This window comes from Microbacterium sp. Z11_20 (assembly GCF_057197605.1).
Genome location: NZ_JBXVOQ010000001.1, coordinates 730,319 through 749,037, shown reverse-complemented (window position 1 = coordinate 749,037; position 18,719 = coordinate 730,319). Strand labels below are relative to the sequence as shown.

Below are 18,719 nucleotides of genomic sequence, written 5' to 3'. Positions count from 1 at the left end.
CGGGGGAGGCAGTAGTGGACGATGGGCAGCGCGGCAACGCGACCTCGAAGGTGCTCGCCGTCCTCGAAGCCCTAGGCGATCACCGCCGATTCGCGGACCTGGTGAACGCCACCGGGTTGCCGAAATCGAGCGTGCACCGCATCCTGCAGGATCTGGTGCGATCGGGATTCTGCACCATCGACGACGCCGGCGGCTACCTGCCCGGCCCGAAACTGATGGGTCTGGCTGGGCGGGTGTTCGGTCGCCTGGACACCTTCTCCAGCGCCGATCCGGCTCTGGAGCGCCTGCGGGCTCGAACCGGGGCCACCGTCCATCTCGCGGTGCTCGCCGGCGACGAGGCTATTTACGTGCGCAAGCTCGAAGCCAGCAAGCCCTATCGGATGGCGTCGCGTATCGGAATGTCGATTCCGCTCCACTGCACCGCCATCGGCAAAGCGCTCCTGGCCGGCCTCCCGCGTCCGGACGTGCGAGAGATCGTGACCCGTACCGGGCAGGCCAAGCGCACCCCGAACACGCGCACCACGCTGGACGCGCTCGCCACGGATCTCGATGTCTCCGCGGGTCGCGGGTGGGCCCTCGACGACGAGGAGAACGAGATGGGGGTGGTGTGCGTCGGTGCTGCCGTGCGAGACGCGACGGGCCGCGTCGTCGCCGCCGTGAGCGTTTCCCAGCTGGTCAGCGACCTCGAGGAGATGCCGCCCGAGCTGGCCGGCCCGCTGGTCGCCCAAACGGCGCGGGAAGTATCCGAGAGCATCGGCTGGTCCTGAGCCCTGCGCTCACGACGCCGAGCGTGCCGCGGTCGCCGCGTGCTCCTGCGTCTCGGCCAGGGTCGGCAGGTGCCCGGTTCCGCCCTGCCCGCGCAGTGAGAGCGCCGCAGCGGCGCCCGCGAGCGTGATGACGTCCTCGTCGAGGGGGCCGCGTGACAGGCACGCCGCGAGCGTCCCGGCGAAGACGTCCCCGGCGCCTGTCGCGTCGACGATGACCGGAGCGGCCGAGGGCGGGACCCGGCGCACGCGCGTTCCATCGTGATAGAGCACGCCCGCCGCCCCCTGGGTGACGCAGACGTTGGCTGCTCCCAGTTCGAGGGCTCGCTCGGCGGCGGTGAGGGGATCATCGGTGTCCAGGAGGGCGCCGCTGTCGGTGGGGCAGGACGGGAGGACGAGATGACAGTGGGGTGCGATCGCCCGGAACGCCTCGCGTGCGGCGTCGACGCTCGTCAGGCGACGGCGGAAGTTGGGGTCGTAGATGACCCGGCCCCCGGCCTCCGAGACCTCCCGCACGGCGCGGAGCACCGTCGCCGCTGCCGACTCGGAGATCGCCATCGTGATGCCGCTGACCAGGAGCACCTTCACCTCGGACAGCACCAGCCGATCCAGGTCGCCCGGCGACAGCCGGGATGCCGCGGACCCGGCCCGCAGGTAGACGAAGTCGCGAGTGCCCTGCGGGTCTGCTCCGACGAGATAGGCCCCGGTGTGCTCCGAGGCCGCCATGACATGCCGGGTGTCGATGCCGAGGGCGCCCATGTACCGCCGGAGGCGACCGCTCACCTCGTCCTCGCCGAGGCGCGTGAGGACGGCGGTGTGCGCACCCGCGGCAGCCGCGGCGGCGGCAGAGTTGAGGGCATCACCCGAGAACGACAGCGAGAAGGTGTCTGCGGTGTCCAGTGGCGACGATGCGGACAGCTCCACCAGCGGCTCTCCGACGACGAGCACCTCGATGGCTCCGCTCATCGGTTCACGAGCCCCGATACCGCGTTCGGGTCGTCGGCGAGCCGGCGGATGAGAGCGGACCCCACTCCGACGGCCACTGCCCCTGCCGCGAGCCACTCGTCCACCTCGTCCATCTCGATGCCGCCGGTCGGAACGATCCGCGACCCGGGGACCACGGCGAGCACGCTGCGCAGGTACTCCGGTCCGCCCACGTGTGCGGGGAAGAGCTTGGCGATTCCGCCCTCCAGCGCCGTGGCCAGTTCGGTCGGGGTGAATCCGCCCTCGATGAAGGGGATGCCCCGCCCGGCCGCGATGGCGCGGACGTCGGGGGCCAGACGGGGTGAGACGAGGAAGTCCGCCCCGGAGTCGAGCGCGGCCTCAGCGGTCTCCGCATCCACGACCGTGCCCAGGCCCAGGAGGATGTCCAGCGAGCGGAGTTCCTCCAGGGCGCTTCGCCACTCCGGGGTGGTGGCGGTGAGCTCGATGGTTCGAAGGCCGGCATCGGCCAGCAGTCGCGCATGGGCGACCGCTTGGGCGGCGTCTGCGGTCCTGAGCACGGGGAGCAACGGCGTCGTCGCCCACGCGGCCTCCAGCGCTCCGAACACGTTGGTTCCGTCAGGCGGGATGTCGTATCGTTCCACGAAACCAGCCTAGGACGCTTCGCGCGGCATGTCGACGGGGTGCCCATAGACTCGAAGGGCGGGCCTTTAGCTCAGCTGGTAGAGCGCCACGTTTACACCGTGGATGTCGTCGGTTCGATCCCGGCAGGGCCCACACCGCGATTTCCCGTCTTCTTCAGAGACCCTGACCGAGCGACCACAGCCGATCGGTCCGGCCCGAGATCGCCTCCGAGAACGCCGTCGCCTGAGCGTCGGTCAACGATGCGACGTAGTCGAGGATCCCTCGCGCCTGCGACAGACGGTGCACCTCGTCGCTGGGCAGGCGCGTGTCCTCGTCGGTCTGTGCGCGTTCATACCCGTGGCGGGCGAGCTCGATGAGTTCGCGCAGACGCCGAGGCGCCCGGTCGCGATCGCGCTCGTCCTCCAGCCACTCGACGAGTGCATGGACCGAACGGGTGAGCACGCGGCCGAGCCCCCGCTGGTAGATCGTCAGGTCGGGTCTGCTCAGGACGAAGTGCTTGTGCACGAACTTCAAGACCTCGACGTGATGCCAGGCCGTCGGCGACAACCGCACGGGGCCCGACCGCGCGTCCTCGGCCGTGGTCGCCACCACCGAGACTTCGAGGGCTCGGATCCAGCGGTCGGTGAATGTCGCAAGCTGGCGTTCGGCCGTCAGCGAGCCGTCGAACGGGCGAGCGAGGAGCTCTTCGACGAGCTCCCTGTGGACCGTCGCGACCGCGTCGTGGAAGGCATCGTCCTCCGCGATCCACGCGTCGTCGCGTCGCATCTTGCGTCGGACGCGCTCCAGGGCCGCCCCGTGGGCGGTGTCGCCACGGAGGTCTGCGGCATCAGCCCGTCGCCACTGGTCGGGCGCGGCCAACCAGCCATCGAACTCCGCCGCGATCGGTGCATGGTTCAGGATGCCCGCGCGATAGAAGTCGTCGACGTCGTGCACGGAGTAGGCGATGTCATCGGCGATATCCATAACCGCGCCTTCGACGGACTGGCGGAGCGGTGGGATCGCGAGGTGGGATCGGGCCTGCTCGAGGTCGGCCCCGTCGATGTCGTACGCCGAGTACTTGAAGATGCTCACGCCTCCGTCGGAGCGAGCTCTCATCCCGCGGGGGAGGCCGTGCTCTGCGCGTTGAGCGAGACGGACGGAGGGCGTCCAGGGATACTTCGCGGTGGCGGCCCGCACCGCCGCCGTGAGGTTGAGGCCCTGCGGAACGTGTTCGGTGACGTCGAGAGCCGTCAGGATGCGGTAGGTCTGGGCGTTGCCTTCGAAGCCGTCGCGAAGCCCGAGGTCCTCCCGGGCAACACGGTTGAGCACCGACTCGCCCAGATGACCGAACGGCGGGTGCCCGAGATCGTGCGCGTGGGCAGCGCACTCCACGACGGTGACGTCGCAGATATCGTTCCCGCCCGTTCGGCGGGAACGGTCGTTGAGTTGCAACGCCACGGCACGGGCGATCGCACTCACCTTCAAGGTGTGCGTCAGGCGGTTGTGGACCGGTGCACCGGAGATCGACGGAGACACCACCTGCGTGACCGCGGACAGCCGGGAGAAATAGGGGGAGAACTGGATGCGCTGAAGATCCAGCGCGAACGGATCGCCGAGATTCCGGTCCTGCTCGGGGTGCACACGCCCCGTGGTGTCGTCGTCGGCGGTCATGGCCGGAAGTGTAGCCAGTCGCCTTGTGAAGGGAGGGGCGAGGCCGCGGCTCTCGGCGTGTCACGGGGCGGAGGTAGGTTGGTCGAGTGAACGCCGACCCTGCCGACCAGCGCCGATTGCTCGATCTCGCCGACCTCGATGTGCGCATCCGCCGCGCCGATGCGGCCCGGACCAATCCGCCGCAGGCCGCGCGCGTGCAGGCGCTGCTGGCCCAGCGCATGACGCACACGCAGGAGCTGAGCCGCCTCGCCGGCACCCGCGACGATCTCCGCGCCGAGCTGGCTCGGATCGAAGCGGATGTCGCCGTCGTGGATGCGCGGGCCGAACGCGACGCGCAACGGCTGGCAACGAGCGCCAACGCCAAGGAGGCGCAGGGCCTGGAGAACGAGCTCGCCTCGCTCGCTCGCCGGAAGAGCGATCTCGAGGACGCGGAGCTGTCGGTGATGGAACGCCTCGAAGCGGCGGACAGCGCCGTCGCCGCGGCGGAGAAGCTGATCACCGAGGTCAACGACGAGGGCGGCCGGCTGAGCGCCGAAGCCAAAGCCGCCGTCGCCGACGCGACGCGCGACTTCGACACCGCCCAGCGCGATCGGGCCGCCATCGCCGGCGCTGTCCCGGCCGACCTGCTCGCGCTGTACGACCGCATCGCGACCCGGGGAACCGCCGCGGCGCTCCTTCGCCGCGGCACCTGCGAGTCGTGCCGGATGGTGCTCTCGGGCACCGATCTCAGCGCGGTGCGCCAGGCCGCGGCCACTGCTGTGGTGACCTGTCCTGAGTGCGGGGCGATCCTCGTGCGCACGGAGGAATCGGGTCTGTGACGACCCTCGTGGTCGAAGCCGACGGCGGCTCGCGCGGCAATCCGGGAGTGGCCGCAGGCGGTGCGGTCGTGATCGATGCCGAGGGCCGTGTCGTCTCCGAGCTCGGCGTCTACGTCGGCATCGCCAGCAACAACGTCGCCGAGTACAACGGGCTGCTCGCCGGCCTTGCTGCCGCCTATGACCGCGACCCGGACGCCACCGTGCACGTGCGGATGGATTCCAAGCTCGTCGTGGAGCAGATGACGGGGCGCTGGAAGGTGAAGCATCCCGCCATGCAGCAGCTGGTGCAGAAGGCGCACGCGATCGTGGCCGGCCGCCCCGTGACCTACGAATGGGTTCCGCGGCTCTCCAACGCCCGCGCCGACAAGGCGGCCAACGAGGCCATGGACCGCCGGGAGAGCTTCCGCCGCGACGTCGAGCCCGGTGGACAGGCCTGAGCCCGCCTGGATCGTCCTCGCTCGCGCGGGCGACCGCATCGTCGCTGTCGAGCTGGCCGACAGTGGCGCGGAACAGCGGCGCAGCGAGGTCGACCAGGCCGGGCTGAGCAGCTGGGTGGCGGCTCGGGAGCGAGCGGACGCACCGCGATGGGTGTGGCACGACACCCCGGCGTGGTACGACTCCCTCCTGGCGGCCGGGGTGCGGGTGGCCCGCGCACACGACCTGCGACTGACACACGCGATCCTGCGTGACGCCGCGGCGGTCACCGACGACGCCGACCTGCGCGCGGCGCGGGCATGGGATGCGCCGGTGGCCGAGCACCGCTCGGATGACGCCGCCCTCTTCGACATCGGTGAGCGCGCGGACGGTGTGCCCGGCGACCTCACCTCGGTGCTGGCGGAGTTCGCTCGCCAGCAGCACGCTCTGGCGCGTGCTCACACCCCCGGGCCTCTCCGCCTGCTGATCGCGGCGGAGTCCGCCGGCGCGCTGCTGGCGTGCGAGCTGCGCGCAGCCGGTCTTCCGTGGGACCCGGCGGAGCACGACGCGATTCTGCGGCGGATGCTGGGGGAGCGGACGGGCGGAGGGCTTCCCGAGCAGCTGCAGCGGCACGCGGACGATGTTCGGGCCGCGCTCGGAGACAGGGCGACGAGCCTCGACTCCCAGCCCAAGCTCCTGCGGGCTCTTCACCGTGCCGGCATCCTGGTGGAATCCACCAGCCGGTGGGAACTCCAGCGGCACGAGCATCCCGCCATCGCACCGCTGATCGAGTACAAGAAGCTGATGCGGTTGTACACCGCGAACGGATGGGCGTGGCTGGCGGAGTGGGTGCACGACGGGCGCTTCCGACCGGTCTACGTGCCGGCAGGAGTAGTGACCGGCCGGTGGGCGTCGTCCGGCGGGGGCGCCCTGCAGATCCCGCGCCAGCTGCGCGCGGCCGTCCGCGCCGATCCGGGGTGGTGCCTGGTCATCGCCGACGTCGCGCAGCTGGAACCGCGGATTCTCGCTGCGATGGCCCGTGACACCGCTCTGGCGGAGGCGGCGCGCGGCCGGGATCTGTACGAGGGGATCGTGGCTCGTGGTGCGCTCGCCTCGCGTGCGGAAGCGAAGGTCGCGCTGCTCGGTGCCATGTACGGCGCCACCAGCGGCGACAGCGGACGCCTCGTGCCGCGCCTGCGCACAGCGTTCCCGCGTGCCATGCGGTTGGTGGATGACGCCGCCCGCATCGGTGAGGACGGCGGGTCGGTCTCCACCTGGCTCGGCCGCACGTCGCCGTCGCCGTCGGGGGGATGGGCGCAGGCGCAGTCGCAGGCGACCGGTGCCGAGGCGAGCGAGGCCGACCAGGCGCAGGCCCGGCGGTCGGCGCGCGACCGAGGGAGGTTCACGCGCAACTTCGTCGTGCAGGGCACGGCCGCGGAGTGGGCCCTCGCGTGGCTCGCCGACCTGCGCGGCAGGCTGGCGGCGCTTCCCGAGGTGCCGGAGGAGGACGGGGCGCCTCGATCAGGTCCGGGATTCGCCCGTCGCCCGCATCTGGCCTTCTACCTGCACGACGAGATCATCGTGCACACCCCCCTCGGATACGCCGATGAGGTCGCCACGTGCGTGACCGAGGCCGCCGCATCCGCGGGCCGTCTGCTGTTCGGTGACTTTCCGGTGGACTTCCCGTTGGACCTGCGCATCGCCGACAGCGCCGCGAAGGACTGAGCGTCGCACAGCGCACCCCGCTATAGTCGGCGGTGCGAATGGGTCGGCTGGACGGTCGCGTAGCGGGGTTTCCCGCGCCGAGGAACGTCCGGGCTCCACAGGGCAGGGCGGTGGGTAACACCCACCCGGAGCAATCCGCGAGACAGTGCCACAGAAAACAGACCGCCGCACCGGTCCCTCAGTTCATCGAAGGGTCGGCCGCGGTAAGGGTGAAACGGTGGTGTAAGAGACCACCGGGGCCGTGGTGACACGGCTCGCAAGGTAAACCTCGCCCGGAGCAAGGTCAGACAGAGGATGTTGACGCGGCTCGCCGAGTCCTCGGGTAGACCGCTGGAGCGGCACGGCAACGTGTCGCCGAGAGAGATGACCGTCCACGGAGCTTCGGCTCCCGGACAGAACCCGGCGTACAGGCCGGCCCATTCGCTTAGTTCGGTGAGGTCCGCACCTCGCCCCGGTCCGCCCCAACCGAGCCCGCGGGTACATGATCGACTCTGGCTTCGGAGTACCTGGGCCCAGTACCGTCGTCCACATGCACGCCGCCGCCAAGGTCGCCGCCGGAGTCACGGTGCTCGTCGTCGGCGGCCTCATCGCCCTCGCCGCGCCGACCGTATCGGCCGTCTACGCCGAGGCGTCGTCCTGGGCGATCTTCCAGCCGACGGAGGAGCCGAGCGAGGAACTGGCGACCGCGGGGGAGGACCTGACCGGCAAGACCATGACTGATGAGCTGGGCGACGGCTATGTGTACGTCGGGAACGGCACCGCGATCCCGAAGGGCAGTCCTGCCGGGTGCGAGGACCCGGAATGGCTCCACGTCGGCGGGATGAGCGCGAGCCTGAGCGGGGACCTGGTGGACCGAGGAGCACGCGACCTCGCCGCGGGCACCGCGGGCCTGGACGACGGCGGCCGGATCGTGACCTACACCGTCGCGCCCGGCGACGCGCTGTACGCCATCGGTGAGCGGTTCTGCATCGCGAACGCGCTGGCCATCGCGATGCAACCACACTCGAATGATCCAGCCGGGTGAGGTGCTGCTGCTTCACCCGGACAGCTCGATCCCGTGGGTGCCATACTTCAGCCCGGACAACGCGCCCGCCGGATACCAGCAGATTCCCTACCAGCTCGCCGTGGAGGCGATGAGCGCTGCAGCCGCTGCAGGCGACATCGACGCCATGCGCACGATCTTCGCCGACGGTCTGTCGGGCCTGTTCCCGAACCCGGCCCATGCCGACGTGATCGCGCAGGCGCTCGACGCGGGAGACCTGAACGTGCTGCGCCAGATGTTCGCGTAGCTCTCCAGAGACCACCGAAGGTCGCGGGCCTGCCGAATTCGGAAGACGGGCCCTCGCCGAGGCCGGCGCTAGTTCGTCATCCCGGACCGGATCCAGTTCTGCATGCACCAGATGACGTTGTACAGGTTCAGCGGTGCACGGTCATAGGTGTCCCACCGCTGGCCCACCCGAGCCGTCCAGGCCGGGATGCGTCCGCAGCAGACGCGGTGCCCAAACAGGCGGAACAAAAGGTCGCAGAGCATGCCACGCACAGGGGTGTCCCCTTCGTCGTCGCCGCCCCCGGATGGGGCTAGCGTTGCCTGCTCATACCTCGATCGTAGAGCGGCCAACGCCGTGTGCGCCTCCTCGCCGTGAAGATCGCCTCCGCTACGCGCCGACCGCCGGCAGCGCCTCGGGCACCGCCAGTCCGAGAGCTGCGGCACCGATGATGCCGGCGTTGTTGCGATGCACCGCCGGGATGATGGGGGCCTTCAGCTTCAGCAGGTGCAAGAACTCGTCCGCGTGCTTGGAGACCCCGCCACCGACGATGATCAGGTCGGGGCTGAAGAGGAACTCGACGTAGTCGTAGTACCACTGCAGACGAGCAGCCCATTTCTCCCACGACAGGCCCTCGCGCTCCATCGCGGAGTAGGCGGCATACCCCTCGGCGTCGCGCTTGTGGTTCGCGCGCTGGAGGTGTCCGAGTTCGCTGTTCGGGATGAGCACGCCGTCGTAGATCATGGCGGAGCCGATCCCCGTGCCCAGCGTCGTGAGGATCACCAGGCCGTCGACATCCTTCGCCGCACCGAAGCGGACTTCCGCGATGCCGGCGACGTCGGCGTCGTTGGCGAAGTGGATGTCGCGGCCGAGCCCGTCCTCGAAGAACTTCTCGGCCTCGAAGCCGATCCACTTCTCCGACACGTTCGCCGCCGACAGGGTCCGCCCGTTCTTCACGATCGCCGGGAATGCGACCCCGAGCGCGAGCGAATCGTCGTCGGCGACCCCCAGCCGGTCGAGCACCTCGGTGACGGCGGCCAGGACGTCTGTCGGCTCGGCACCGGCGGGCGTCGGCACCTTTATGCGGTCGCTGACCAGCTCACCGGCCTCGAGGTCCACCACCCCCGCCTTGATGCCGGTTCCGCCGATGTCCACTCCGACCGCGCGCGACGCCTTGGATGCCATGCGTCCAGCCTATCCAGCGTCGCGGCGCGCATCAGTAGGATCGAATGTGGCACCGGCCGATCCGGGGCGCACGCGAACGCAGGGAGTCACGGTGAGCGGCGACAGCGAAAAGTACTGGTACAACCTCACGACCGGTTCGGTCGAGCGCGGGTTCGCGTCTCCGGCGGTTGACCGTGCGGGCCCGTTCGACACGGCCGAGGAGGCCGCGCGAGCGCCCGAGCTGTTCAAGGAACGGGCGCGCGCGTGGAGCGAGGACGAGGCGCGAGACGACACTTGGGGCGCCGAAGGCTCCCGGAACTAGTCCGGGAACGAAGGGGAGACATGGACAAGCAGCGGGACTTCGTACTGCGCACGATCGAGGAGCGCGGCGTGAAGTTCGTGCGCCTGTGGTTCACAGACGTCATCGGCACACTCAAATCCGTCGCCATCGCGCCGGCCGAGGTGGAGGGCGCCTTCGCCGAGGGGCTCGGATTCGACGGATCGGCGATCGAGGGGCTGACCCGGTCGTACGAGTCGGACCTGCTCGCCCACCCCGACCCCACGACCTTCCAGATCCTGCCGTGGCGGGGAGAGATCGACCCCACCGCGCGCATGTTCTGCGACATCACGACGCCCGACGGCGCACCGGCGGTCGCCGACCCGCGGCATGTGCTGAAGCGGACGCTGGCCAAAGCGGCCGACGCCGGGTTCACGTTCTACACCCACCCCGAGATCGAGTTCTACCTGCTGAAGTCCTCCACCGTCGGACCCGACGGCCGGCCCGAGCCGGTGGACTCCGCCGGCTACTTCGACAACGTCCCCGGCGGTACCGCGCACGACTTCCGTCGGCGTTCGGTGCGGATGCTGGAGGACCTCGGCATCTCCGTGGAGTACAGCCACCACGAGGGCGGTCCGGGACAGAACGAGATCGACCTGCGGTACGCCGACGCGCTGACCACCGCCGACAACATCATGACCTTCCGCACGGTGATCAAAGAGGTCGCCATCGAGCAGGGCGTGTACGCGACGTTCATGCCGAAGCCCCTCAGCGGTCAGCCCGGCAGCGGCATGCACACGCATATGTCGCTGTTCGAGGGCGACCTGAATGCCTTCTATCAGGAGGGTGCGCAGTACCAGCTGTCCAAGGTCGGCCGTCACTTCATCGCCGGTCTGCTGCGTCACGCCAACGAGATCTCGGCGGTGACGAATCAATTCGTCAACTCCTACAAGCGGCTGTGGGGCGGCGACGAGGCGCCGAGCTTCATCTGCTGGGGCCACAACAACCGCTCGGCCCTCGTGCGCGTTCCGCTGTACAAGCCGAACAAGGGCCAGTCCTCACGCGTGGAGTATCGGGCGCTGGACTCGGCGGCCAATCCCTACCTCGCCTACGCGCTCATGCTCTCGGCCGGGCTCAAGGGCATCGAAGAGGAGTACGAACTCCCCGCCGAGGCCGAAGACAACGTCTGGTCGCTCTCCGACGCCGAACGCCGTGCTCTGGGGTACGCGCCGCTTCCGCAGAGCCTGGATGACGCGCTGGGGTACATGGAGGAGTCCGAGCTGGTCGCCGAGACGCTCGGCGAGCAGGTCTTCAACTACGTGCTGCTCAACAAGCGCCGCGAATGGCAGGAGTACCGCTCGCAGGTGACGCCGTTCGAGCTTCGCAGCAACCTCGAGATGCTCTGACGCAGGGGCCGGCGATGACGTCGGGGGAACGCACCGGTGCGCTCACAGCGCTCGCCCGCCGCGGATTCACCCGGTTGGGTGAGGCCGACGAGTTCCTCGCGGAACTCTCGGACGCGGTCGGTCGGAGCCGCGACGAGCTCGCCGACATGGCGTCGCTGGGTGCCGACCCCGACGGCGCACTGAGTGCCGTCGTGCGCATCGCCCGGCGCGACGCGGATGCCGTGCGCGCGCTCGCGTCGGACGCACAGGGGTGGCCGGCGCTCTGGCGACTGGTGGGCGCATCCACGGGTTTCGCGGACTTCTACCAGCGGCATCCCGACGAGCTCGCGCATCTGCGGGGGGCAGGCGATCACCTGCCGGATGAGGGCGAGCTTCGCGACGGGATGCTGGCGGCCGTCGGCGCCGCGGAGGGTTTCGCCGCATCGGGAGCCGACGAGTCGTGGGTGGCGCTTCGGGTGGCCTACCGCCGCGCGCTGGCGCGGATCGCGGCGTTCGACCTCTCGCAGCCCGATCCCGCCGACGTCGTCGACGAGGTGGCCGCGCGACTGGCCGATGCCGCCGGCGCCGCCCTGGAAGCCTCGCTCGCCGTCGCACGGGCGCGCGTGGCGGGGGCCGGCGGCTCCCCGGCGCTTTTCCCCCGCGCGCAGGTGGCGGCCACGCGGCTGGCGATCGTGGCAATGGGGAAGGCCGGAGCACGGGAGCTGAACTACGTCAGCGACGTGGACGTGATCTTCGTCGGGGGAACCTCGGATGAGGCGACCGTCGCCGAACCGCGGGCGATCGACATCGCCACCCGCCTCGCGGTGCAGACGATGCGCGGCATCTCCGGTCCGGAGATCGAACCCCCGCTGTGGGAGGTCGACCCGAACCTCCGGCCCGAGGGGAAGCAGGGTGCGCTCGTCCGATCCCTCGCCTCGCACCTGACCTACTACGACCGGTGGGCGAAGAGCTGGGAGTTCCAGGCCCTCCTGAAGGCGCGCCCCATCGCCGGTGACACCGCCCTCGGCGACGAGTACGTCGGGGCCGTGCAACCCAAGGTCTGGACCAGTGCCGCCCGCGAGAACTTCGTCGACAGCGTGCAGCGGATGCGCGAACGCGTCACCGACAACATCCCCGCCGACGAGGTCCCCCGTCAGGTGAAGCTCGGTCCGGGCGGAATCCGTGACGTCGAATTCACCGTGCAGCTCCTGCAGCTGGTGCACGGGCTCACCGACGACCGCATCCGGCAGCGCGGCACGCTCCAGGCCCTCGATGCGCTGGTCGCCGAGGGCTACATCGGACGCGCGGAGGCGGGGGCGTTCGCGACGGATTACCGGCTGCTCCGGGTGATCGAGCACCGTCTTCAGCTGCGCGGCCTGCGCCGAACCCACCTCATGCCGTCGCGCCCGGACGAGCTGCGGGTGCTCGCGCGGGCCACGCGCATCGCCGATAGCGGCGCCGGCGTGCAGGAGCGCTGGGAGGCGATCAAGCGCGAGGTCCGCGACATCCACGTGCGGCTCTTCTACCGGCCGCTGTTGAGTGCGGTCGCGGGACTGGGCGAGGAGGAACGCACGCTCTCGCCGGAGCAGGCGCACGACCGCCTGGCGGCCATCGGGTTCCGCGATCCGGCCGGGGCGCTGCGTCACATCGCCGCCCTCACGACCGGGCTGAGCAGGAAGGCGACGATCCAGCGCCACCTCATGCCGATCATGATCCGGTGGTTCGCCGAGGGCGTCGATCCCGACTACGGGCTCCTCGCCTTCCGGCGCATCAGTGAGCGCCTGGGCGACACGCCCTGGTTCCTGCGGATGCTGCGGGATTCCGCGGGTGCGGCGGAACGGCTCACCCGCCTCCTTTCGGGGTCGCGGTACGTCGGCGAGCTCATGGAGTGGATCCCCGAGTCGGCCGCGTGGCTCGACGACGACGCGCTCCTCCGCCCGCGTAGCGGTATCGCCCTCCAGGAGGAGGCCCGGGCCATCCAGACCCGGCACACCTCGATCGAGGACGCGATGCGCTCGGTGCGCACCCTGCGCCGGCGGGAGATGCTCCGAACGGCCATGGCGGCCGTGCTCGGCGTGCTGACCATCGACGAGTTGGCCGGTGCCCTCACCACGATCACGGAGGCGACCATTCAGGCGACCCTCCGTGCCGTGTGGCGCGAGGTCGTGCCGCCCGAGGACGAGGCACTGGATTTCGCGGTGATCGGCATGGGCCGCTTCGGCGGCCGCGAGCTCGGGTTCGGCTCCGACGCCGACGTGATGTACGTGTACCGGGCCAACGGCGTCGACCCGCAGCGCGCCCACGAGTTGTCGCTCCAGCTGGTGGCGGGGCTGCGCAGATACTCCGAGGATCATCGCCTGCCGCTGGATCTGGATGCGGGACTCCGCCCGGAAGGACGCAACGGTCCGATGGCGCGCTCGCTGGAGGCCTACGCCGAGTACTACCGGCGCTGGTCCCTGTCGTGGGAGGCGCAGGCGCTCCTGCGCGCCCGGGGTGTGGCCGGGAGCGTCACGCTGATCGCGGAGTTCACCGCCCTCGCCGATGAGGTGCGCTACCCCGCGCAGGTCGACCCCCATGGCCTCCGTGAGATCAAGCGCATCAAAGCACGCGTGGAGAACGAGCGCCTCCCGCAGGGCGCCGACCCGGCGCGGCACTTGAAGCTCGGACCGGGCTCGCTCAGCGACGTGGAGTGGCTCGTGCAGATCCTGCAGCTGCAGCACGCTCACGCGGTGCCGGCCATGCGCACCACGTCCACGCTCGACGCTCTGGAGGCGGCCCGCCAGGCCGGGCTGGTGGGCGACCCCGAGGCGGCGCGGCTGGTGGCCGCGTGGCGCCTGGCGAGCCGCCTGCGCTCTGCCGCGACGCTGCTGTCGTGGCAGACGAGCGACGTGCTCCCCGTCGATCGCGCCAAGCTCGACGGTATCGGGCGGATCCTGGAGTATCCGCCCCGCTCGGCCACGCAGATCGAGGAGGACTACCTCGCCACCACCCGCCGCGCGCGACGGGTCTTCGAGAAGCTGTTCTATGGCTGACGCGCACGAACGCCGAGCGGTCATCGCCGGCGCCAGCGGTTTCGTGGGTCAGGCGCTCAGCCGGTCGCTCACCGCTCGCGGCTACCGGGTCCAGACGATCGGTCGCCGCGGCGACGCCGTGTGGGGGGAGCAGGAGCGACTGGCCGCGCTGGTCGACGGTGCGGACATCCTCATCAACCTCGCCGGTAGATCGGTGAATTGCCGCTATACCGACGCGAAGCGCTACGAGATCCTCCGGTCGCGGGTGCAGACGACCCGCGACCTCCGTGAAGCGGTGGGCGCTGCCATGCGACCGCCGCGGGTATGGCTGAACGCGTCCACCGCGACGATCTACCGGCACGCCCTCGACCGGCCGAACACCGAGCGCGGGGGAGAGGTGGGCACCGGATTCTCCGTGGATGTCGCCACCGCGTGGGAGCGGGAGTTCTTCGCGGGACAGCTGCCGGAGACCCGGCGCGTCGCGCTGCGGATGGCGATCGTGCTCGGCGATGGGCCGGCCACGCGGACGCTGCTACGGCTCGCCCGCACCGGACTGGGCGGCCCGCAACGGGACGGATGGTGGTTCCCGCACAGGCGGTATCGCGGCATCGGCCTCTCCCGCAGCGGTGACGGGCAGCCACCGAACCGCCGCACCCGCGGCCGCCAGATGTTCAGCTGGATCCACCTCGACGACGTGCTCGCCGCCGTGCATTTTCCTGGTGCAGCACGACGAGATCTCCGGGCCGGTGAACCTCGCAAGCCCGCATCCGGTCGACAACCGTGCGCTGATGCGGACGCTCCGTCGTGCCGTGGGAATGCCCGTCGGCCTTCCCGCCTACCGGTGGATGCTGGAGCCGGCGATGTGGGCGCTGCGGACCGAGCCCGAACTCGTGCTCAAGAGCCGCTGGGTGCTGCCCCAGAGGCTCACGGACGCCGGTTTCACCTTCCAGCATCCGTTCCTCGACGACGCGGTCGCGGATGTGGTGAGGCGCTGAGCCTCACGCAGCGCGGTCGAGGGCTGCCGGAATGAGCGACGACCATGCCTCGGGTGCCTCCGCGGCGGGCGCGGCGGGGAGCGTCCCCGTGCCGTCCGGGTGGGGGATGGCGGCGAGCAGGTCGCGTGTGTACGGGTGTACGGGGTCGGACCAGACCAGCGGCGTCGGACCGGACTCCACGATGCGGCCCCGGTACATCACCGCGACACGGTCGGCCATGAGCCGCACCACCGACAGGTCGTGCGAGATGAACAGCATCCCCGCGCCCGACCCCAGGCAGAGGGTGCGCATCATCCCGGCCACCGATGCCTGCGCCGAGGCGTCGAGGGCGGAGATGGGCTCGTCCGCGACGATGAGGTCTGGCCGGGCCGCCAGGGCACGGGCGATCGCCACGCGCTGACGCTGCCCGCCGGAGAGCTGGTGCGGATAGCGGGTTGCGAAGGATGCTGTCAGGCCCACCGCCTCGAGCCACTCCTCCGGGCGGGGGGAGGACACGCCGCGGATGCGCGCCGCCCGGGCGCCGTCGGCGATCTGCTGCGCGACGCGCGTGCGCGGGTTCAGCGACGAGTTGGGGTCTTGGAAGACCATCTGGATGGCCGTCAGAGCGCTGGGTCGCGTACGCAAGCCGAGCGGCGGCACCGAGGCGCCGCGGTACGACACGGTGCCTGCGCGGGGGCGCTCCATGCCTACGACGGCTCTCGCGGTCGACGACTTGCCGCAGCCGCTCTCGCCGACCAGCGCCAGAACCTCGCCGGCGGCGATGCACAACGACACACCATCCACCGCGCGCACGGCGGCGCGGCCGCCGTACTCGACGACCAGGTTGTCGACGTCCAGGATCGGTCCCGTCATCGGTCGTCCTCTCCCGTGATCCGGATGTCCACGAGCGGCTCCTGCGCGTCGGGCATGGCAGCCAGCAGCTCGCGCGTGTAGTGGTGCCGAGGCGCGGTGAACACCTGCGCCCGCGTTCCCCATTCGACGATGCGCCCGTGGCGCATGACGGCGACATCATCGGCGACGGCGCTCATGACGCCGAGGTCGTGGGTGACCAGCAGCACGGCGAGATCCCGCTCGGTGGCGAGGTCGCGCAGCAGGTGGAGGACCCCCGCCTGCACGGTCACGTCCAGCGCGGTCGTGGGCTCGTCGGCGAGCAGCACCTCGGGGTCGCACGCCAGCGCGATGGCGATCGCGACACGCTGGCGCTGACCGCCGGAGAACTGGTGGGGGAATTTCTTCAGCGCCGCATCCGGCTCCGGGACCCGGACGCGATCGAGCAGTTCGGCGGCCCGTGTCCGGGCCTGGGCGCGGGAGAGCCCGAGGTGGGTGCGCATGACGTCGGTCAGCTGGGCACCCACGGTCAGCTGGGGGTGCAGGCTCGCCGACGGGTCCTGGAACACCATCCCGATCCGCCGGCCGCGCACGGAGCGGTACCGCCGCCGCGGCATGCCGACGAGCTCCTCGTCTCCGAGCCGGATCGAGCCCGATGCCGTGCCGGCGGCGGGGAGCAATCCGAGCACGGCCAGCGCGGTCATGCTCTTGCCCGACCCCGATTCGCCAGCCAGGCCCTGGATCGCGCCCGGGCGCAGCGTGAGGTCGATGCCGCGCACCACCTCGGTGCGTGCGCCGCGTGGGCCGAGCTCGACCCGCAGATCGCTGATCGTCAGGGCGTTCACCGCACCGCCTCCTTCGCATCGGAGGGGGCGGTGCCCACAGCATCCGGCGTCGCGCTCTCGGCGGCGCGCTCCCGGGCCGCGAGGGGGTCGAGGGCGTCCCGCAGCGAGTCGCCGATGAAGTTGAACGCCATCACGACCGTGAGGATCGCCAGGCCCGGGAAGAGTCCCAGCCACCAGGCGTCGATGTGCTGCATGGCGGCGGAGATCATCGCGCCCCACTCCGGGGTGGGCGGCTGCGCCCCCAGCCCCAGGAACGACAGCCCGGAGAGCAGAAGGATCGCCGTTCCGATGTCGAGGGCGGCCAGCACGAGCACCGGGCCGCCGATGTTGGGCAGGATGTCCACGCGGAGCGACCGCAGCGGCGAGTAACCCAGTAGGCGACCGGCGACGACGTAGTTCTGGTTCCGCAGGCTCAGCACGAGCGAACGCGTGATGCGGGCGTACTGCGGCCACGCGACGATGATGCCGGCGATCACCGCGTTCATGATCGACGGGCCGAGGGCCGCGGCGATCACCATCGCGAGGATCACGGTCGGGAACGCCATCACCATGTCGGTGACCCGCATGAGCACCTCGTCCACCCAGCCGCCGACGTATCCGGCGACTGCGCCGAGGACCGTGCCGATGAGCATCGCGCACACGACGAGCACAAGCGCGAGGGGGATCGTGGTCTGAGCCCCGGCGATGAGGCGCGAGAACACGTCGCGGCCGTTCGCGTCGGTTCCCATGATGGCCTCGCCGTTGGGGGCGGTCAGGCGCGGCAGTTCCTGCGCGAGCGGGTCGTAGGGCGAGATCCACGGCGCGAGCAGCGCCACGATGATCCACCCGGCGGCGATGACGACGCCGATCACCGCCAACGGGGTGCGCCACGCCGCGGGGAGGCGTCGTCGACGCCTGGGCGCGACGCTCACCGGAAGCAACAGGTTCATGACAGCCTCACCCGGGGGTCCAGCGCGCCGTACAGGATGTCGATCACGAGGTTGATGACGAGATAGATCACGCCGATGACCAGGCCGACGCCGGTGACGGCGAGCAGGTCCAGGCCCTTGGCGGCGTTGTACGCATACGTGCCCAGCCCGGGCCACGCGAACACGGCTTCGACGAGCACGGTGCCCGACAGCAGCGTGCCGAACGCGATCCCCACCATCGTGAGGATGGGGAGTGCCGCCCCGCGCAGCACGTAGCCGAACACGACGCGGGTGCCGGTCAGTCCCTTGGCTCGGGCTGCGCGCGCGTAATCGGCGTCGAGGACTTCGAGGACCGATGTGCGGATGAAGCGGGTCAGCAGCGCGATCGTGAAGAGGCTCAGTACGAGCACCGGGAGTGCCAGATGACTGACGGCGTCGAAGAACCCGACGGAATCCCCATTGAGGAGGAAGTCGATCGTGTAGAAGCCCGTGACGCCGGGTGGGGGAGTGATGGTGGGCGACAGTCGGCCCGAGCCGCGCACCCAGCCCAGTTCGAGGAAGAAGAAGTTGTACGCGAGGATCGCCATCCAGAAGGTCGGGATGCTCAGTCCCACGAGCGAGACCACGCGCACCACCTGGTCTGTCGCCTTGCCGCGGCGGTACGCGGCGAGTGTGCCGAGGACGATGGCCACGCCGAGGCTCAGGATGATCGCGTAGAACGCGACCTCACCCGTGGCTGGGACGGCCTTGGCCAGGTCGGCGGCGACGGGGCGGCCCGTGCTGATCGAGGTGCCCAGATCGCCCTGCAGGAGGTTGCCGAGATACAGCCCGAAGCGCTCAGGCACCGACTTATCGAGCCCGTACTTGGCCTCGTATGCCGCGACCGTGGCCGGGTTGGATGAAGCGCCCTCACCCAGCGCGGCACGTACCGGATCGCCCGGCACCATCACGGTGAGCAGGAACGTGACCAGCACGACGCCGAGCAGGAGGATGACGGAGGTGCCCGCTCGCCGCACCAGGAACCGGGCCAGCGAATGCCGGCCTGCTCCGATGCGACGAGCGGGCGAGGTGGACGACGTCACG

General features: G+C 70.5%; 17 protein-coding genes, 1 tRNA gene, 1 other RNA gene and 1 pseudogene. 12 read left to right on the top strand and 8 right to left on the bottom strand.

Features of this window, described 5'->3' with window-relative positions; translation table 11 throughout:
• Positions 1 to 14 precede the first annotated feature (14 nt).
• Positions 15 to 767 (top strand): IclR family transcriptional regulator, encoded by a 753-nt coding sequence (locus AC2DFQ_RS03605; protein ID WP_484509202.1) that lies wholly within the window; start codon positions 15 to 17, stop codon positions 765 to 767.
• Positions 768 to 776: 9 nt separating this feature from the next.
• On the opposite strand, the gene AC2DFQ_RS03600 is transcribed toward AC2DFQ_RS03605, so the two are convergent.
• Together AC2DFQ_RS03600 and AC2DFQ_RS03595 are read right to left on the bottom strand one after the other, a co-directional pair.
• Complete coding sequence (locus tag AC2DFQ_RS03600) at positions 777 to 1,730, bottom strand: sugar kinase (protein ID WP_484532968.1); 954 nt, start codon at positions 1,728 to 1,730, stop codon at positions 777 to 779.
• Positions 1,727 to 2,350 carry a bifunctional 4-hydroxy-2-oxoglutarate aldolase/2-dehydro-3-deoxy-phosphogluconate aldolase gene (locus tag AC2DFQ_RS03595; RefSeq protein WP_484532967.1) on the bottom strand — a complete coding sequence of 208 codons (624 nt, stop codon included), beginning with the start codon at positions 2,348 to 2,350 and terminating at the stop codon, positions 1,727 to 1,729. Before AC2DFQ_RS03595 ends, AC2DFQ_RS03600 begins: the two co-directional genes overlap by 4 nt.
• 60 nt (positions 2,351 to 2,410) lie before the next feature.
• Between AC2DFQ_RS03595 and AC2DFQ_RS03590 the strand changes: the two genes are divergently transcribed.
• A tRNA-Val gene (locus AC2DFQ_RS03590) sits at positions 2,411 to 2,483 on the top strand.
• Positions 2,484 to 2,504: 21 nt separating this feature from the next.
• Here AC2DFQ_RS03590 and AC2DFQ_RS03585 read toward each other — a convergent pair.
• On the bottom strand, positions 2,505 to 4,001 hold the full coding sequence (locus AC2DFQ_RS03585; protein ID WP_484532966.1) for a deoxyguanosinetriphosphate triphosphohydrolase family protein: 1,497 nt from the start codon (positions 3,999 to 4,001) through the stop codon (positions 2,505 to 2,507).
• 86 nt (positions 4,002 to 4,087) lie between these two features.
• Between AC2DFQ_RS03585 and AC2DFQ_RS03580 the strand changes: the two genes are divergently transcribed.
• The 6 genes from AC2DFQ_RS03580 (at position 4,088) to AC2DFQ_RS03555 (ending at position 8,247) form a co-directional block, all read left to right on the top strand.
• Complete coding sequence (locus AC2DFQ_RS03580) at positions 4,088 to 4,819, top strand: zinc ribbon domain-containing protein (protein WP_484532965.1); 732 nt, start codon at positions 4,088 to 4,090, stop codon at positions 4,817 to 4,819.
• Complete coding sequence (locus AC2DFQ_RS03575) at positions 4,816 to 5,256, top strand: reverse transcriptase-like protein (RefSeq protein ID WP_484509207.1); 441 nt, start codon at positions 4,816 to 4,818, stop codon at positions 5,254 to 5,256. The genes AC2DFQ_RS03580 and AC2DFQ_RS03575 overlap by 4 nt, the downstream gene beginning before the upstream one ends.
• Entirely contained in the window at positions 5,243 to 6,958 is a 1,716-nt protein-coding gene (locus tag AC2DFQ_RS03570) for a bifunctional 3'-5' exonuclease/DNA polymerase (RefSeq protein ID WP_484532964.1), read from the top strand. The genes AC2DFQ_RS03575 and AC2DFQ_RS03570 overlap by 14 nt, the downstream gene beginning before the upstream one ends.
• 39 nt (positions 6,959 to 6,997) lie before the next feature.
• Positions 6,998 to 7,381, top strand: an RNA gene (rnpB, locus tag AC2DFQ_RS03565) — RNase P RNA component class A.
• A 106-nt stretch (positions 7,382 to 7,487) separates the two neighbouring features.
• Positions 7,488 to 7,982: a hypothetical protein gene (locus AC2DFQ_RS03560; protein ID WP_484532963.1), complete on the top strand. Its 495-nt coding sequence runs from the start codon at positions 7,488 to 7,490 to the stop codon at positions 7,980 to 7,982.
• Positions 7,966 to 8,247: a hypothetical protein gene (locus tag AC2DFQ_RS03555; RefSeq protein ID WP_484532962.1), complete on the top strand. Its 282-nt coding sequence runs from the start codon at positions 7,966 to 7,968 to the stop codon at positions 8,245 to 8,247. Before AC2DFQ_RS03560 ends, AC2DFQ_RS03555 begins: the two co-directional genes overlap by 17 nt.
• Positions 8,248 to 8,613: 366 nt before the next feature.
• On the opposite strand, the gene ppgK is transcribed toward AC2DFQ_RS03555, so the two are convergent.
• A complete protein-coding gene (gene ppgK, locus AC2DFQ_RS03550) occupies positions 8,614 to 9,408 on the bottom strand; it encodes a polyphosphate--glucose phosphotransferase (RefSeq protein ID WP_484532961.1) in 795 nt (264 codons plus the stop codon).
• 46 nt (positions 9,409 to 9,454) lie between these two features.
• Between ppgK and AC2DFQ_RS03545 the strand changes: the two genes are divergently transcribed.
• The 4 genes and pseudogenes from AC2DFQ_RS03545 to AC2DFQ_RS03530 all read left to right on the top strand — a co-directional run bounded on the left by AC2DFQ_RS03545 (position 9,455) and on the right by AC2DFQ_RS03530 (position 15,055).
• Positions 9,455 to 9,709, top strand: coding sequence for an SPOR domain-containing protein (locus AC2DFQ_RS03545; protein ID WP_484509211.1), 255 nt, complete (start codon positions 9,455 to 9,457; stop codon positions 9,707 to 9,709).
• A 20-nt stretch (positions 9,710 to 9,729) separates the two neighbouring features.
• Complete coding sequence (gene glnA / locus AC2DFQ_RS03540; protein ID WP_484509212.1) at positions 9,730 to 11,070, top strand: type I glutamate--ammonia ligase; 1,341 nt, start codon at positions 9,730 to 9,732, stop codon at positions 11,068 to 11,070.
• A gap of 14 nt (positions 11,071 to 11,084) precedes the next feature.
• On the top strand, positions 11,085 to 14,081 hold the full coding sequence (locus tag AC2DFQ_RS03535; protein WP_484532960.1) for a bifunctional [glutamine synthetase] adenylyltransferase/[glutamine synthetase]-adenylyl-L-tyrosine phosphorylase: 2,997 nt from the start codon (positions 11,085 to 11,087) through the stop codon (positions 14,079 to 14,081).
• Positions 14,074 to 15,055 (top strand): annotated as a pseudogene (locus AC2DFQ_RS03530) (epimerase). Before AC2DFQ_RS03535 ends, AC2DFQ_RS03530 begins: the two are co-directional and overlap by 8 nt.
• Before the next feature lie 3 nt (positions 15,056 to 15,058).
• Here the strand turns inward: AC2DFQ_RS03530 and AC2DFQ_RS03525 are convergent.
• From AC2DFQ_RS03525 to AC2DFQ_RS03510, 4 genes are read right to left on the bottom strand one after another with little or no spacing between them, the layout of a single operon-like run.
• Positions 15,059 to 15,907 carry an ABC transporter ATP-binding protein gene (locus AC2DFQ_RS03525; RefSeq protein ID WP_484532959.1) on the bottom strand — a complete coding sequence of 283 codons (849 nt, stop codon included), beginning with the start codon at positions 15,905 to 15,907 and terminating at the stop codon, positions 15,059 to 15,061.
• Positions 15,904 to 16,728 (bottom strand): ABC transporter ATP-binding protein, encoded by an 825-nt coding sequence (locus AC2DFQ_RS03520; RefSeq protein WP_484532958.1) that lies wholly within the window; start codon positions 16,726 to 16,728, stop codon positions 15,904 to 15,906. The genes AC2DFQ_RS03525 and AC2DFQ_RS03520 overlap by 4 nt, the downstream gene beginning before the upstream one ends.
• The gene (locus tag AC2DFQ_RS03515) at positions 16,725 to 17,657 is read right to left on the bottom strand and encodes an ABC transporter permease (RefSeq protein WP_484532957.1); all 933 of its coding nucleotides are present in this window, start codon (positions 17,655 to 17,657) and stop codon (positions 16,725 to 16,727) included. Before AC2DFQ_RS03515 ends, AC2DFQ_RS03520 begins: the two co-directional genes overlap by 4 nt.
• A complete protein-coding gene (locus AC2DFQ_RS03510) occupies positions 17,654 to 18,718 on the bottom strand; it encodes an ABC transporter permease (protein ID WP_484532956.1) in 1,065 nt (354 codons plus the stop codon). Before AC2DFQ_RS03510 ends, AC2DFQ_RS03515 begins: the two co-directional genes overlap by 4 nt.
• Between the last annotated feature and the right edge of the window lies 1 nt (position 18,719).

Coding starts and splice junctions, on each gene's coding strand:
- AC2DFQ_RS03600 (WP_484532968.1), bottom strand. CDS start 1,730: ATGAGCGGAGCCATCGAGGTGCTCGTCGTCGGAGAGCCGCTGGTGGAG.
- AC2DFQ_RS03585 (WP_484532966.1), bottom strand. CDS start 4,001: ATGACCGCCGACGACGACACCACGGGGCGTGTGCACCCCGAGCAGGAC.
- AC2DFQ_RS03560 (WP_484532963.1), top strand. CDS start 7,488: ATGCACGCCGCCGCCAAGGTCGCCGCCGGAGTCACGGTGCTCGTCGTC.
- AC2DFQ_RS03555 (WP_484532962.1), top strand. CDS start 7,966: ATGATCCAGCCGGGTGAGGTGCTGCTGCTTCACCCGGACAGCTCGATC.
- ppgK (WP_484532961.1), bottom strand. CDS start 9,408: ATGGCATCCAAGGCGTCGCGCGCGGTCGGAGTGGACATCGGCGGAACC.
- glnA (WP_484509212.1), top strand. CDS start 9,730: ATGGACAAGCAGCGGGACTTCGTACTGCGCACGATCGAGGAGCGCGGC.
- AC2DFQ_RS03535 (WP_484532960.1), top strand. CDS start 11,085: ATGACGTCGGGGGAACGCACCGGTGCGCTCACAGCGCTCGCCCGCCGC.
- AC2DFQ_RS03525 (WP_484532959.1), bottom strand. CDS start 15,907: ATGACGGGACCGATCCTGGACGTCGACAACCTGGTCGTCGAGTACGGC.
- AC2DFQ_RS03515 (WP_484532957.1), bottom strand. CDS start 17,657: ATGAACCTGTTGCTTCCGGTGAGCGTCGCGCCCAGGCGTCGACGACGC.